10 protein-coding genes are annotated in these 13,936 nt (G+C 57.7%); 4 read left to right on the top strand and 6 right to left on the bottom strand.

All coding sequences use genetic code 11. The annotated features are described in order from the left end of the window. Window positions 1-27: 27 nt before the first annotated feature. The 4 genes from C7378_RS04500 to mobF all read left to right on the top strand — a co-directional run bounded on the left by C7378_RS04500 (window position 28) and on the right by mobF (window position 5,597). Window positions 28-378: a hypothetical protein gene (locus C7378_RS04500; protein ID WP_131992249.1), complete on the top strand. Its 351-nt coding sequence runs from the start codon at window positions 28-30 to the stop codon at window positions 376-378. Between the two features lie 178 nt (window positions 379-556). Beyond that, window positions 557-946, top strand: a complete 390-nt coding sequence (locus C7378_RS17640; RefSeq protein ID WP_165876652.1) for a plasmid mobilization protein — start codon at window positions 557-559, stop codon at window positions 944-946. 2 nt (window positions 947-948) lie between these two features. Then, window positions 949-2,862: a type IV secretion system DNA-binding domain-containing protein gene (locus tag C7378_RS04495; RefSeq protein WP_165876651.1), complete on the top strand. Its 1,914-nt coding sequence runs from the start codon at window positions 949-951 to the stop codon at window positions 2,860-2,862. 8 nt (window positions 2,863-2,870) lie between these two features. Beyond that, window positions 2,871-5,597, top strand: a complete 2,727-nt coding sequence (mobF, locus tag C7378_RS04490; RefSeq protein ID WP_131992243.1) for a MobF family relaxase — start codon at window positions 2,871-2,873, stop codon at window positions 5,595-5,597. A 36-nt stretch (window positions 5,598-5,633) separates the two neighbouring features. Here mobF and C7378_RS04485 read toward each other — a convergent pair whose 3' ends face one another. From C7378_RS04485 to C7378_RS04460, 6 genes are all read right to left on the bottom strand, one after another. Further along, the gene (locus C7378_RS04485) at window positions 5,634-6,389 is read right to left on the bottom strand and encodes a YncE family protein (protein WP_131992240.1); all 756 of its coding nucleotides are present in this window, start codon (window positions 6,387-6,389) and stop codon (window positions 5,634-5,636) included. Between the two features lie 24 nt (window positions 6,390-6,413). Next, complete coding sequence (locus C7378_RS04480; protein WP_131992236.1) at window positions 6,414-6,641, bottom strand: hypothetical protein; 228 nt, start codon at window positions 6,639-6,641, stop codon at window positions 6,414-6,416. A 230-nt stretch (window positions 6,642-6,871) separates the two neighbouring features. Then, complete coding sequence (locus tag C7378_RS04475) at window positions 6,872-7,336, bottom strand: hypothetical protein (RefSeq protein ID WP_131992233.1); 465 nt, start codon at window positions 7,334-7,336, stop codon at window positions 6,872-6,874. Between the two features lie 65 nt (window positions 7,337-7,401). Continuing rightward, window positions 7,402-8,841 carry a sensor histidine kinase gene (locus tag C7378_RS04470; protein WP_207901339.1) on the bottom strand — a complete coding sequence of 480 codons (1,440 nt, stop codon included), beginning with the start codon at window positions 8,839-8,841 and terminating at the stop codon, window positions 7,402-7,404. A gap of 29 nt (window positions 8,842-8,870) precedes the next feature. Continuing rightward, on the bottom strand, window positions 8,871-9,554 hold the full coding sequence (locus C7378_RS04465) for a response regulator transcription factor (protein ID WP_131992226.1): 684 nt from the start codon (window positions 9,552-9,554) through the stop codon (window positions 8,871-8,873). Window positions 9,555-10,210: 656 nt separating this feature from the next. Then, window positions 10,211-13,120, bottom strand: a complete 2,910-nt coding sequence (locus tag C7378_RS04460; protein WP_131992223.1) for a TonB-dependent receptor — start codon at window positions 13,118-13,120, stop codon at window positions 10,211-10,213. Window positions 13,121-13,936: the final 816 nt, after the last annotated feature.

Raw genomic sequence — 13,936 nt, 5'->3', positions numbered from 1 at the left:
TCAGTCCACAACGAAAGGAAGCTCATCATGCCCTTGCTTGAAATCATCCAAACCCGCCGGATTACGGCCATGATCCGGCTCGACGAAACCACCGCCAGCCAGATCGACCAGTACGCTGCGTTTCTCCATGCAACCGCGGATGAAGTAGTGGACAAGGCTCTGGCCTATGTCTTCGCCAAGGACCGCGACTTCCAGGACTTTCTGCGCACACCGGAAGCCACTCATGTTCCGCCGAGCCTGCGCGTGCGGCACTTCGGCCAGAGCGGTGCGCAGAACGGCGCGGCTCGCGAGGCCGTGAACGGCGCTGCGAAGCGTCCCAACGGCTCTGTGGCAGACCGCGATCCAGTGGCCGGAAAGCGTGCTGCGGGGGTGGAGTGAGACCATTCGGTGCTGCGCACCGGGTTTATTTCGACACTCCACCCCTGGAAGGGTGCTGCCGAGGAACTTTGGTTCCTCGCTGCGAACTTGTTGGAACGAATGCTATTCCGCCAGATCGCGTTCCTACCAAGGAACCGGGGCTATTGAGAACAATTCACGCGAAGCGCACGGAGGATACATGCAAAGCGGCAACATAACCAGCGCTCATCTTCCCCAGCGATTGAGAGGGCGTGTGGCGCGCACCCGCAGCATCGGGACCAAACTGACACCCGATGAGGAAAGGAAGATCGTCGCCGCTGCGGAGGAGGACGGCAAGGCTCCCAGTGAATGGGCGCGGGAGATTCTTCTCCGCGCGGCCGTCCATCGAAACAGCGAAGAGATGGAACGCCATATATTCACCGAACTCGTAGGACTTCAGATGCTGCTGATGAACACACTGGAACCTGTTCTCTGCGGCGAACGACTCACGCGAGAAGAGGCTGCGACGAAGTTCCGCCAGGTCCAAAAAGGCAAGGCCGCGCAGGCGCAGGAACTGTTGAACCGGCGCGCAGAAGCGAAGGAGAACTGACGATGTCGAGCGTAGAACAGTGGGGTCGCAAAGAGTCGCTGATCTGGCCACCGCGCGGCTATCTCTACACGTTGGGCGCATTGTTTCTCGCGGTCGTTTTCACCGGATTCCTCGTCTGGCTGCGCGTCGCCTACGGCCTCTCGCCGCTCGAACGATACTACCTGCCGTACGATTTGCGAACGGAAACTCTGGGCACGTTACATCCCTGGGGGGCCTATCCATTGGTTCTGGTTCAAGGCGGAAAATCGCAAATGCGCCCGGCTCTGAATGCCGATGTGCAACGCGGAAAGACACCGCAGGCGGTTGGCAAGCCATTGCCGTTCGCGCTGTCGGATCAGGCCCACAAAGATGGCTACCGAGTGCTCTTCCGCGAGGCTCCGCGCCGTTACTCGAACAAGGCGCTGCACGCCTGGATTGCGCACTGGATTTATGGTGACCAATCTATACCGCAGTTGTTTCTCTGGCAGTTTGTCTTCGGCTTTGCGGCTTTTCTGATTCAGCTTCCGCTTGCTATTCCAAAGGACATTCGCCGGCTCAAAGACCTGCGCTATGGACGACGGCTCAAAGGCCCGATTCTCGTCAGCCCGAAGGACTTTAACAAGGAGATCGTCGGCGACGGGATCGGTATCGCTACGGATCGCAGCAAGCAACCGCTGCGCATTCCACGTGACGCCGAGAACAAGCATTTCCTGATCGTGGGCGACACTGGATCGGGCAAGACAAGCATCATCCGCCAGATGCTTTTGCAGGTGGAAGCGCGCCGCGAAAGCGCTATCGTCTACGACCCGGCCTGCGAGTTCGTGAAGCAGTTTTACGACCCGCATCGCGGCGACATCGTCCTCAATCCTCTGGACGCGCGGATGCCGTTCTGGAGTCCTTCGCTGGAGCTGCGTCGTCGCGCCGAAGCCAAATCTCTCGCTGTCTCCATGTATCAGCCGGAGGGTGTGACCAACCGCTTCTTCGTCGAAGCGCCGCAGAAGATTTTTGCTCATCTGCTGACCTATCTGCCCACGCCAACGGAGCTGGTTCACTGGATGTCGAATCCCGCTGAAATCGATCAGCGTGTTCGTAAGACGGAGTATTGGGCGCTCATCGATCCGCGAGCGCCGCACCAGCGCGAAGGCGTACTCGGCTCGCTCAACATGACCGCCGACAGCTTCCGGCTGCTGCCGAAACAGGACGAAACAACCGGAACATGGACGGCTACCAAGTGGGCAGAAACACGGAAAGGCTGGGTTTTCATCACCTCGCGCCCCACGCTGCGCGAGGCCCTGCGCCCTCTGATCAGTCTGTGGATCGACATACTGGTATTGCGCCTTCTCAACGAACCCGATCGCGGCCAGAAGGCAGTCTGGTTCGTCATCGACGAGTTGGCCAGCTTGCAGCGCCTGCCACAGCTTCACACCGCCATCACCGAAAACCGCAAATCGCAGAACCCGGTCGTTCTCGGCTTTCAGGGCCGCAGCCAGATGGAGGCCCGCTACGGCGACGATGCCGAAGCCATGCTCTCGCAGCCGGCCACCAAGATATTTCTGCGCACCAGCGAACCGCGCGCAGCCAAATGGGTGAGCGAGGCCATCGGCGAGGTCGAGATCGAACGGCTGCGCGAAACCCACTACGACGGCTCCCGCGCAGGCCGCAACTTCGCGCTCGACCGCCAGACGGAGCCGCTTGTTTTGCCTTCGGAAATTTCCGGACTGGACGACCTGCGCGGCTTTTTGAAATACGGCAACCATGTCGCGCGCTTCTCGTTTCCATTTGTCGATCTGAAGGAAAAGCATCCTGGATTCATCGAGCGCGACATGGATGACCTGATCGCACCGCCCGCATTGCTGCATGACGAGTTGGAAAATGACCGAAGTGATCCTGTAGTAGAGGACGAACCAGACGGCACTCATGCGGTGCGGATGGAGTAGAGACTGCCATGCTGACCATCTCCAAGCCGCTTTCCGCCAGCCAAGCGCAGAGCTATCACAAGAAGGAATTCACGTCGCGGGAGCAGAATTACTGGTCCCAGCGCGGCGAGATGCGCGGCGAGTGGCAAGGCAGATTGGCAGAACAATTGGGCCTGCGCGGCCCGGTCTCCGAGGAGGACTTTGCCCGGCTGAGCCAGGGCCAGCAGCCGCAGACAGGCGAGCAGCTTGTCCGCCAGCGGGCTTCCTACCAATATAACGATGCCGATGGAAAATCCATCCGGACGATGGAGCATCGGGCCGGGTGGGATGCGACCTTTTCCGCGCCCAAATCTGTGTCGCTCACCGCCCTGGTCGGCGGCGACTATCGGGTACGCGAGGCACATCGCGAAGCCGTCACCGCCGCGCTTCATGAACTCGAACGCTATACGCAGGCGCGCATCGGCGGCAATCACCCACCGGAGACGACCGGCAAATTCATCGCCGCAAAGTTCGAGCACGATACCGCGCGTCCGGTCGATGGCTACGTGGCTCCGCAACTCCATACCCACGCCGTCCTCTTCAACCTCACCGAGCGGGACAACGGAGAAACCCGCGCCATCCAGCCGCAGAGTCTGTTCGCCTCGCAGCAGTTCGCAACCGCCATCTACCAATCTGAATTGACGTACCGGCTGCGGCAGCTTGGCTATGAAATCACCGCCGGACGCAGCGGTGCGCCGGAGATCAAAGGTTACACGCAGGAGTATCTCGACGCTTCCAGCCCGCGTAGCCAGCAGATACTGGAGTATCTGGAACGTACCGGCAAGAACGGCAAGGAAGCCGCCGAGATCGCAGCCCACTCGACGCGAGACCGTAAAGAGATTCATTCAACTGCCGAAGTCATGGCCGCTCACCGGAAACTGGCGGCAGAATTCGGCCATCAGGCCGAGGCGGTTGTTCGCGCGGCGCAGGATCGAGTGCGGCAACAGGAACAGAGCGTCTCTGCCAACCGATCTCAGGAGAGAGTTCGGGAATCGCTGACTTTCGCCCGCGACAGGAACTTCGAGCGCGAGGCCGTGGTGGACGAACGCCTGCTTGTCCGCGATACACTGCGCCGCGGCATGGGAGAGATCACCTATTCGCAGGTTCGTGCGCATCTCGAAAGCCACCTATCGGCCGGAGAATTCCAAACGATGGAGCGCCGACAAAGCTCGCCCGCCCGGCGGTTCACCACGGCCCGAACCATCCGCGAAGAGCAGGAGATTGTAAGCCGGATGCGCGCAGGGAAAAACGAACTTGCGCCCGTGTTGTCGCAACAGCAGGCAGTCACCTTTGCAGCACAGCATTCCCATCTGAACCAGGCGCAACGGCGGGTGATCGAGGATGTGCTCAACTCGCCGGATCGGATTCAGGGCATCCAGGGTGTTGCAGGCGCGGGCAAGACGACCACGCTTTCCGTGATTCGTCAGGCCATCGAAGCACAGGGATATTCGGTGGAAGGTTTTGCTCCCACATCCCGCGCGGCGAAGCAGCTTCGCGAAGCGGGAGTCGAGGCGACCACGCTGCAAAGTTTTCTTGTACGTTCAGCGCAACCGAACGACGGCACAGCACAAAGGCGCTTTTATTTCGTGGACGAATCGAGTCTCGCCAGCACTCGCCAGATGCACGATTTCCTTGACCGGCTCGGCCCCCAGGATCGCGTACTGCTGATCGGGGATACTCGCCAGCATCAGGGTGTCGAGGCGGGCCGTCCCTTCGAGCAACTGCAACAGGCTGGAATGCACACGGCGAAACTCGACGAGATTGTCCGCCAGAAAGATCCGGCCCTGAAATCCGCCGTTGAACTGCTGGCACGAGGCCGGAGCACTGCGGCGCTCATCGAACTGCGGCAGCAGGGGCGCGTGCAGGAAATTCCCGACCGGCAGGAACGTATCCGCAGCGTAGCCCGCATGTATGCCGCTGCGCCAGAGAACACGCTCATCGTCTCACCCGACAATGCTTCCCGGCGCGAACTGAACCTCGCCGTCCGGCAGGAACTCCGAACCATTGGCAAACTCGGCCACGATGACCATTCCTTCCGTGTCCTTGTGCAGCGGCAGGACATGACCGGGGCCGACCGGGCATGGGCGAATCATTACGAAATCGGTGATGTCGTGCGTTACGCGCGGGGCAGCGCAGCTTTGGGAATCGAAGCTGGTTCCTACAGCACCATCGTCGCCGTCAACCCATCCGCAAATCTGCTTACAGTCGAAAAGCAATCCGGCGAACTCGCCACCTACGACCCGCGCCGGCTCTCTGGCGTCAGCGTCTACCGTGAAGTCGTCCATGAATTCTCTGTCGGTGATCGCATCCAGTTCACCGCGCCGGACAAATCGCTTGGGGTCGCCAACCGCGACCTTGCCGTTATCGAATCGATCATGCCCGATGGCCGGATTACCGCCCAGTTGGACGGCAACCGCCGGGTCGAATTCAATGCTACCGAACATCGCCACTTCGACCACGGCTATGCGGTCACCAGCCACAGTTCCCAGGGTCTCACCTCCGAGCGCGTTCTTATCCACGCCGACACGAGCGTCCATCCTGACTTGCTGAGTTCGCGTTTCGGCTATGTCGCCGTCTCCCGCGCCAGCCATGAAGCGATGATCTTTACCAATGACCTGAGCAGACTGGCCCAGCAGCTTGGAACAGAGGTGACCAAAACCACCGCGGTTGAAATCAATCAATCAGTATCCATCGGCCAGGGTCTCGGGATGGATTAGTCCGATTCGCGGTGGCCCTCCAGAGGGCAGATGATCTTAGCGGCTTACAACCACCATCTCAAATGTGCCTGGTTTAGGTTGCGGGCGATGACCGGGGGCAGCGGGGAGCATCTCGGCCGTGGGCAGATAGATCTGCTGCGTCGAGCGATCGAGGCCCATGGTGCGTGCACCTGCAGCGGTTTTCACGGTTTGCTCGACCTCGAAGCTGCTGCCCTTCTTACCGATGACGGGGAGAGTGCCGTCTCCGCAACTGGCGAAAGCGTGTCCATCAGCGAATCCGGCGGCATCGTTGCCCAGGCCGATGAAAAGCGCGGCTTCGACCTTTCCGCTTTCGGTGTTCATCACGATCATCTTCTGCGGATTGCGGCAGCCAATAAAAATGTGGTGAGCGGAGGGATCGATAGCCATGCCCACGGGATGTCCACCGGACGCGACAGGCCAGCGATCAAGGACCTTGTTCGAATGCAGATCGACGACGGCGACGAGATCCTTATCTTCGAGATTGATGTAGGCTTTGCCGGAGCCGTCGGCAGCGAGGAATTCGGGAGCGCCACCGAGAGCAATGGTCGTGACTTTGCCATTGTTGGGATCAATGTCGGGATGGAAAGTCATAAGCGAATTGCCGTCGCCGGAAACGGCTAGGACGAGGTCGGTGCCTGGATCGTAGATGATGCCGTCGGAATCGGGCATAGTCTGGATTCGGCCGAGCACCTTATAGGTATTGAGATCGAAGACGAAGATGGCGCCCGAGCCCCCGCCGTCTGTGATAAATCCGCGATTGAGTTTGGGCACGAGGGCGACCCCATGAGAACGGACCTAGCCGGGAATGTCGGCGAGGAGCTTGCCGGTGCGTATGTCGATGGCCTGGGTATGGGTGGCGCGGGTGACGAAGAGGCGATGGTTGGGCGCATCGACCGTGACATAATCCCAGCCGCCTTCGCCGCCAGGATGAAATGTATTAGCGACGTGCCAGCTCTGAGCCTGGATCGGCGCGAAATTAAGAGCGGCGAAGAGGGCAATCAAAGCGAGACGATTGAGACGCATAGACATTCTCCTGGGAGCGAGTGACCTGTGGCGAAGTGTAATCTTCATGTTACCGACAGAGTTTACTCCCTCTGGACTAAGAGTCGTTGAAAGGACGCTTCAGTCATTCTCGTGCAAAAGCGGCTTGCCATCTGGCCCAACTTGAGTGTCAGAATGCCGGTCGTCAGTTGCCACCCACGGTTCCTCCAGAATCGCCAAACGATACTGGGACGGCGGCACAGCACGAAGACCTACGATATCAGCGTGGACTTCGACGGGATCTGCTGCTCGATTTTGCGAACGGCTGCGCGCACGTTACTAATTGTCGCGGCTCGATTGCCTCCGGGCGCAGTCTCGATCCCGACGACGCCAACTACGTTGCCCGAAGCGTCGTGCAGCGGCAGGGAGATGTCGAGGTTCTTGCCCTCGGTGCCGATGGAAGCGCGGCCGGTATGGAGGGGCACGACGTCGTCGGATTCGCATTTTTCACCGATGTCGGTCTTATCTGTCGAAGCAAGGCCGTAGCAACCCTCGCCGGGGATCACGGCTGAGATGCCGATTTCCGAAAATTCGGGATGGGCTGAGTGCAACTGGTTCACGAGGTTTTGAGCAAAGGCATGTGTCGCCCCGGGTTGACGGGGGGGGGCCGCAAACACCGCGGTAGTGGCAAACAACGCCAGAGCGAACCCGAGTGTAACGTTACGAGGACATTGCATGTGATCTTCTCCGGGTGCAGGTTGCACCTTAATGTGAGTCTGCGAGTTCGATCCTGAAGGGAGGCTTAAGACGGCTTAGGGCTTTGCTCAGACACCTGAGAATTAAGTTTGCGTAGGCTGGATATTTCCGCATGGGCGGTTTGCTGGGCGGGAAGGGTTACTTCTACCGTCGTCCCCTCACCGGGAACACTTGAGAGGTAAATTGTTCCGTTGAGGTTTTCGACAATTGCCTTCGCGATGGAGAGGCCAAGTCCAAAGCCGCCTGTCAAGCGTGAGCGAGAGGTGTCCGAACGGTAAAAACGCTCAAAGACATGAGGAAGATCGACGCAAGAGATTCCGCTGCCTTTATCGATAACTCGTACCCTGCACCCGCTCTCCACGTCTTCCACGTTGATTTGGACCTCGGTGCCCGGCTCCGAATGCTGTACTGCATTCTCAAGCAGGTTGGTCCAAAGGAGCGTTAGGTCCGATTCGCTTCCTCGAATTCGCGCATTGCAAGTGTCGTCGAAGACACAGGATACGGAACGAATCTGCGCAATCGGAGTGAGTTGCTCGATGGCGCCGACAATCGAATCCCCGACGCTTAACAAAGAAGATGTGGCAGGCGCTGCTTGCCGCGGGTGCTCCAAAGACGATAGCAGTAGCATATCTTGCACCAAACGCTCGATTCGATTCGTGTCCTCAAGCGCCTGACTGACACCTCGTCGGTAGGCATCCTTGGAAGGCCGTTCCTGCTCGAGGAGCTGGAGGGTAGATTTTTCGATTGCAACTGCCGTTTTCAATTCGTGCGCTGCATCACTCAGAAACCGCCGTTCGCGCTGAAATGCCTGCCGGACGCGGTCTTCCAACGCGGCAAGAGCCCGGGCCAGCGGAACCAGTTCGGTATTTCCGCCGACGTCACCCGGTCCGCTGAAGTCGGTTCCGTCTACTTCGATTTGATCGGCGTAACGAGCAAAATCAGTGAGCGGCTGCATTCCCCGGCCTACCGCCAACCAGGTCAGGAGCGCGGAGAAAAGTACAGACAGTAGGCCCGCCAAGACTGCGACTCGCGACGCTCTTTCAATTTGCGTTTCTGTGCCCTCCACAGGCATGGCGTAGAACAAGTTCACATGCAACTGCGGAATGTGGTTATCTTCCTGGTCGAGGATGGCGGCGTTCCACATGGCCGCCGCCCGAAACGCCCGGCCATCTCGCTTAAAGGTCCAGGTTTCCCCTGCCGTCCGAAGATGGTCAAGTATCGGTCCGACCCAAGCGAAATTTCCCGCAATCCTGTGCCCTTGATCGTCCGCGATGTAGAATAAATCGCCTGTTGGCACATTCGCTTGCTCGGCATCGAATTCCAATATACGGGGATTGTCATCATCCTCACCAACAAGAGCGAGCAGTTTCACCATTCGTGACTGCAATAAAGCATCGGCGTTCGACCAGAGCGATCTATGAATATAGGCCACGGATACGCCAACGGCACCACTGATCGCCAAAAGCTGCGCCACCAAAGCGAGCACGACCACTCGTCCGCGAATGGATGAAATGACTATGGTGTTTCCTCGTTTCGGATCACATAGCCGTGCCCCCGGAGAGTGTGGATAAGCCGCGCGGATGAGTTCCCGTCAATCTTACGCCGCAGCGCCGAGATGTAAACCTCGATGACGTTGCTGAACTTCTCCCAGTTGTAGTCGTACAGATGCTCGAGGAGTTTCTCCTTCGACACCACCATTCCATGATGCGTCATGAGATATTCGAGAGTGCGATATTCCATCGGCGTGAGTTCGACACGTCTCCCTGCCCGAAATACAGTTCTGTTGTTGGTGTCGAGCATGAGATCAGCAACTACCAGTTGCGCGCTTGCATGGCCGCCGCTACGACGTATGAGCACCTTGATGCGCGCGAGTAGCTCGCCAAGGTCAAAAGGCTTTGCAAGATAATCGTCTGCACCCTGCTCCAGCAAGTTGACAATAGATGCCTTTTCATCCTGCGCCGTCAGAATGAGGACGGGCGTCTTGTAACCGCGTGATCGCAGGCAACAAAGTATGTCGCGACCGGATCGGCCCGGCAACATGAGATCTAGTACGATACAGTCGAAGGTATTCGACGTGGCTAAATACAGACCGTCTTCTCCGTTCAGCGCGATATCGACTGCGAAGCCCGCATTTCGCGTGATGGCGGTCGCGAGATTTCTCGCCAGTCGATCTTCGTCTTCGATTACCAGAATATGCATATGCACCTGACTTGGTCAGCGCAAGGCTCCCGCTGACCTTTCAAACTGCTCTTATTAGTCGCTTGAGAGGCGAGGGTCCAATGCTGGGGCAATGGGCCAGGACGACACCATCGGGATTTGCAGCGGCCCTTCAAATGGATAGAGCAGACACAGACCCTCGGGACTTCTTCCAACACTCCTGCTGCATCACAGTTTAAGCAAAATAAACTGAAGATATGCTGAATTAGTTTGGTCCCGCCGCGCATTTTTTGCCCAGGGAACGATCGACTGCCAACTGGCCAAGTGTCAGGCGAAATCTCTACCAAATATTCACTCGGCAAAACAATCGAACCGACATCGACCTTCGCTTAAAGATGGGACAATATGCGATTCCGATCTCCTCTCGTGTCTGCTCGAATGCGGCACGAATAGCACCAAAGCTGAACCGAGCCAACGCCAACACATCCAGCGCAATGAGTGCGACACACGGAAAGCGAAAAAAACGATAATCGCCCTCCGAATCGTCTCCGAAACCTGCTCCACGGATTTCGATCACCTATCTTTCGAATTCCGCAAGCGTTATGCCTCGGTCCAGAATCTTAAGAACTTGCGCATTCTCTGCAACCAGAAAGGGTGCAGGGCGGCGAGAGGCCGGTCGCGCCGTCCTGCAATTCCCACTACTGCTTGCGTTCGTGGGACATGTCCCAGCGGAAACCGAACGAGTAGGTTGGCTGGTAATACTCGCGCTGGATGAAGTATTGAGGGCTGCCCTGGTAGAACCCGAAGACCTCGTTGTTGAGGTTTTGGCCCTGGAACATAAGTGTCCATTCGCCGACCCGATAGCTCGCCTGGGCATCCACCTGCAAGTGAGCAAACAGGTAAAGATCGCCGCCCGGTCCGGAGATGCCGCCCGGGGAACCGTCGGTGTACGAGTACGAATAGATGTTGGCTCCGTCATACGCGAATCCGCCGCGCAGCGCAAAGCGGCCCTGATCGTACGAAGGCATGATGTTCCACGAAGGCGCCTGACGCAGAAGCGCGGGTTTATCGGTTCGATTGCCAGGATTCACGTTGGTGGCTTGCGAAGTGGCCCAGCTATAGTTGGCGATCAGGCCCGTGCCGCTCAGCAGCCCGGGAAGATATGTGAAGTGCTGTTCGAAGCTGAACTCCAGACCTGCGATGTAGGCGCTGCCTGCATTTTTCGCCTGAACGACATAGCAGTTTTGGAGATTGACGGAGGTGCAAATCGGCCCCGGTCCAGGACCGGTTTGCTGCTGGACGATCGGATCTGTCAGGTTCTTGTAGAAGAACCCGGAGCGGATCATCCCAATCGGCTCGAGAAACCTCTCGTAGAGCACGTCCAGGTCGTTTGCGTGTTCGGGCACCAGTTTGGGGTTGCCAACCGTGATCGTCGGAGGAAAGGTGGAAGCGTCCTCGGCTCTCGATGCGGTCAAGAATTGAGGATCGGGGCGGGAAATGCCACGTCCGTATACGAAGCGGAGATCGGACTCGCTATCGAGCTTGATCTGCAGTGAGGCGCTGGGCAGGGGATCCACATACGAGTTGCCGCCCCGGATCCACGGAGAACTGCTGGCGCCTGTGGTATCGAAGCTGTAGGTCGTGTCGTTTGTTCCCTCGAAGCGCAAACCAGCGACCAGGTTGAACCGGCCCCAATCGAGGGTGTTCATGACGTAGCCGGCGCTGACCTTCTCCACCAGGTCGAAGTTGTTGGGATTGCCGCCCTTAGTGGTGGTCATCATGAAAGCGCCAGGGTGAGCCGCCAAAAATTTGTTTGAAGCCTCCCAACTGATGCCGTGGCCAAACTTATAGGCACCATTGTAATAGTTCCCGTTGTGGAAGCTGTCCACGAAATCAGTCATGCTGATCCCTGAGTCGTTATTGTATTGCATTGTTGGATCGTTTTGATTGTTGACCAGGGCACTGGGGGTGTAATCGTACTCATAGGAATCATCGAACTTGTGGGCGTTGCTGAACCATCCACCGAACTGGAGTAGTCCAAAATGCGAATTCAATGAGTAGCTGCGACCCACTGACACAGAACCTTGAAGATTCAGTTGCGACGCCTTTCCGTGGAGAGTATCGGATATGCTCTGCAGTGTATACAGATTGGTGTTATACAACTCCGAAAAGCAAGCGGAGCTGAACTGGGGCAGATGCGGATCCTTCGCACCGGCGTACCGGCAGTTGCTAGGCGTGACCAGCGCCGGGGTGTAGATAAATTGTCCCGGATTGTTCGGATCGGGCGCTCTCTGGGTCGTCGTCTTGACGGCGAACGAGTTGATCGCCTCGCCCCCATTGATCGGATTGAACATCTCCGACCTCGCCACAGATCCCTCCCAGTTGACCCACCACTTGCCCGCCGCGTGGTCGCCGCCCAGTATCAGGTCCGCGATCTGAAAACCTTGTTTGCGCCGCTCGGTGTACAAGTTGTGCTCTCCCCCGACGGGGCTGAGTTGAGTGTTATCGACAGTAGAAAGGGCGTAATCGTAGCGGTGTCCCCAATCGTCGAATTGGGAGAAGAGGCTGCGTGCCCAGAGGCGAGAATTTGGACTGAGCTTGTATTCGATGTCGAGGCCGCCGCCGCCCCGCCGGCGATCATAGTAGTACTGACGGATATCCATGTCGGAGAACTGGGCGGGACCGGCCTGAACGAGAGGAAGCGGCTCAATATCGTCGATGCCGCGGCCATTGTAACCGAAACTGCCGCTGAACATCACCCCCAGCTTCTTTGCCGCGCCAAAGCGCTTGCCCATGGTCACGCCCAGATCCCCTACGGGAACAGTGTTGATGATCGGCGTAAAGCCGCCATCGCTAAAGATGGATAGCGTAGGCTCGTCGCCAGCCATCTTGGTCTGAATGTTGACCGAGCCGCCGATCGCATCGCCGGGCTGGTCTGCCTCGAGTGTCTTGTATATCTGGACCGAGTCCACCAAGTCCGATGGCATTGTGTCGAGCCGGACATTGCGTACGCCGCCCTCGGGCGACGGAAGTGTGATGCCATCGATGGTGGTGTTGCTGAGGCGCGGCTCGGTTCCTCGCACCTGGACGTACTTGGGAGCCCCCTCGTCACGTTCCACGGTGACGCTGGACAGGCGCCCGACCGCAGCGGCTACACCAGCATTGGGAAGACTGGTGATGACCTTGGCGGGCAAAACATCCAAGATGTTGGAGGTGGATCGTTCCAGATTGATGGCCTGAGCTTCGCCGCTGGATTGCGCGGACGTTACCAGCACTTGCTGAGCTTTCGTGGATACCTGAAGAACCACTGGCACGCTTGTCACCTGGTTTGGAGCGGCTGTCACGCTTACGGTGTCGGTCGCAAAACCGACGTAGGAGATGGACAACGTGTATTTACCGGGAGAGACCCCTAGCAACGTGAAACGGCCTTCGCTATTCGTAGCAGTCCTCCTACCCGTGGGCGGGAGGAGAACTTCCGCCCCGACCAGGGCTGCTTGGCTCACATCCGTGATGGTGCCAGAGATAGTTGCGGTTTGCGCAAGTGCTGAAGTACCCAACAGGACGAGAAACAGGAAGGCGAGCGAGAGCGAGCCGAGTGGACGCCACATGAATTAGAATTACCGCCGTTTGACTTGTGATCGATTGCGCAGATGAGTCCGGCGAAGGCACATAGATATACCGGGCACGATGCGATGTCTTGAAAGCTATTGGCGGAAGATCACCCAAGGATGAAACGGACGTAAACATCCCTTTAAGTGAAGCTGAAGATTTTCTTCAGCTTCACCACCGGGCACTCGAGGTCGAGCCGGAGCGAATAGCAGTCTTTATCGCTTAAGTGATGTTTCTCCTGTCGCGGAAAGATGCTAAATACAAGGTTGCAAAGCTACGCTTAAATCCCGATTAACGCTTGGATCGTTTCCGGAAGCCCCGCATGCGCGCGTTAAGGTGTGCTTAATGCCGCGGGGCAGATACCTTGAAGAAGGAGGCAGTCCGTGCGAGTTCTGGTGATCGAAGGTTCTCGATCGATCTTCCCCTGTCCGCGCCGTCCCTTCCGATGCAAATAATCTTCGTTAACATCCGTTGAAGGTGTTCCTTTAAGCCATCCTTAAGGTTTCCCCTATTACATTTGGCACAGAAGGAGCGGATTCATGTTTATCTCAATCGCCGCCACCAAACACCACGGTCATTGTTTGAGCGACCGACTCGAAGACCAACCTAGCAGAGATTTGTGAATACGCCGCGCGTAATGGTCCACCCGCTAGTCGAGCCGACGCTCGTTCATAATTCCGCAAAATTAAAGAGAGCATTTTCTCAATTGCGGGAGGGCAAAGAAACGAGATTCACGCGCGTGCGTCGAATGAACGTACCTTCGAGATTCTCGCCCGGTGAACTGAGGTGACAATCTGCAAAGCGAACGATCAACC

This window comes from Acidipila rosea, from assembly GCF_004339725.1.
GTDB lineage: Bacteria > Acidobacteriota > Terriglobia > Terriglobales > Acidobacteriaceae > Acidipila > Acidipila rosea.
This window is presented reverse-complemented; position numbering and strand designations above follow the sequence as displayed.

Excerpts from the sequence above, each read along its gene's own strand:
- C7378_RS17640 (WP_165876652.1), top strand. The coding sequence starts at position 557 with ATGCAAAGCGGCAACATAACCAGCGCTCATCTTCCCCAGCGATTGAGA.
- C7378_RS04495 (WP_165876651.1), top strand. The coding sequence starts at position 949 with ATGTCGAGCGTAGAACAGTGGGGTCGCAAAGAGTCGCTGATCTGGCCA.
- C7378_RS04465 (WP_131992226.1), bottom strand. The coding sequence starts at position 9,554 with ATGCATATTCTGGTAATCGAAGACGAAGATCGACTGGCGAGAAATCTC.
- mobF (WP_131992243.1), top strand. The coding sequence starts at position 2,871 with ATGCTGACCATCTCCAAGCCGCTTTCCGCCAGCCAAGCGCAGAGCTAT.
- C7378_RS04480 (WP_131992236.1), bottom strand. The coding sequence starts at position 6,641 with ATGCGTCTCAATCGTCTCGCTTTGATTGCCCTCTTCGCCGCTCTTAAT.
- C7378_RS04500 (WP_131992249.1), top strand. The coding sequence starts at position 28 with ATGCCCTTGCTTGAAATCATCCAAACCCGCCGGATTACGGCCATGATC.
- C7378_RS04475 (WP_131992233.1), bottom strand. The coding sequence starts at position 7,336 with ATGCAATGTCCTCGTAACGTTACACTCGGGTTCGCTCTGGCGTTGTTT.
- C7378_RS04460 (WP_131992223.1), bottom strand. The coding sequence starts at position 13,120 with ATGTGGCGTCCACTCGGCTCGCTCTCGCTCGCCTTCCTGTTTCTCGTC.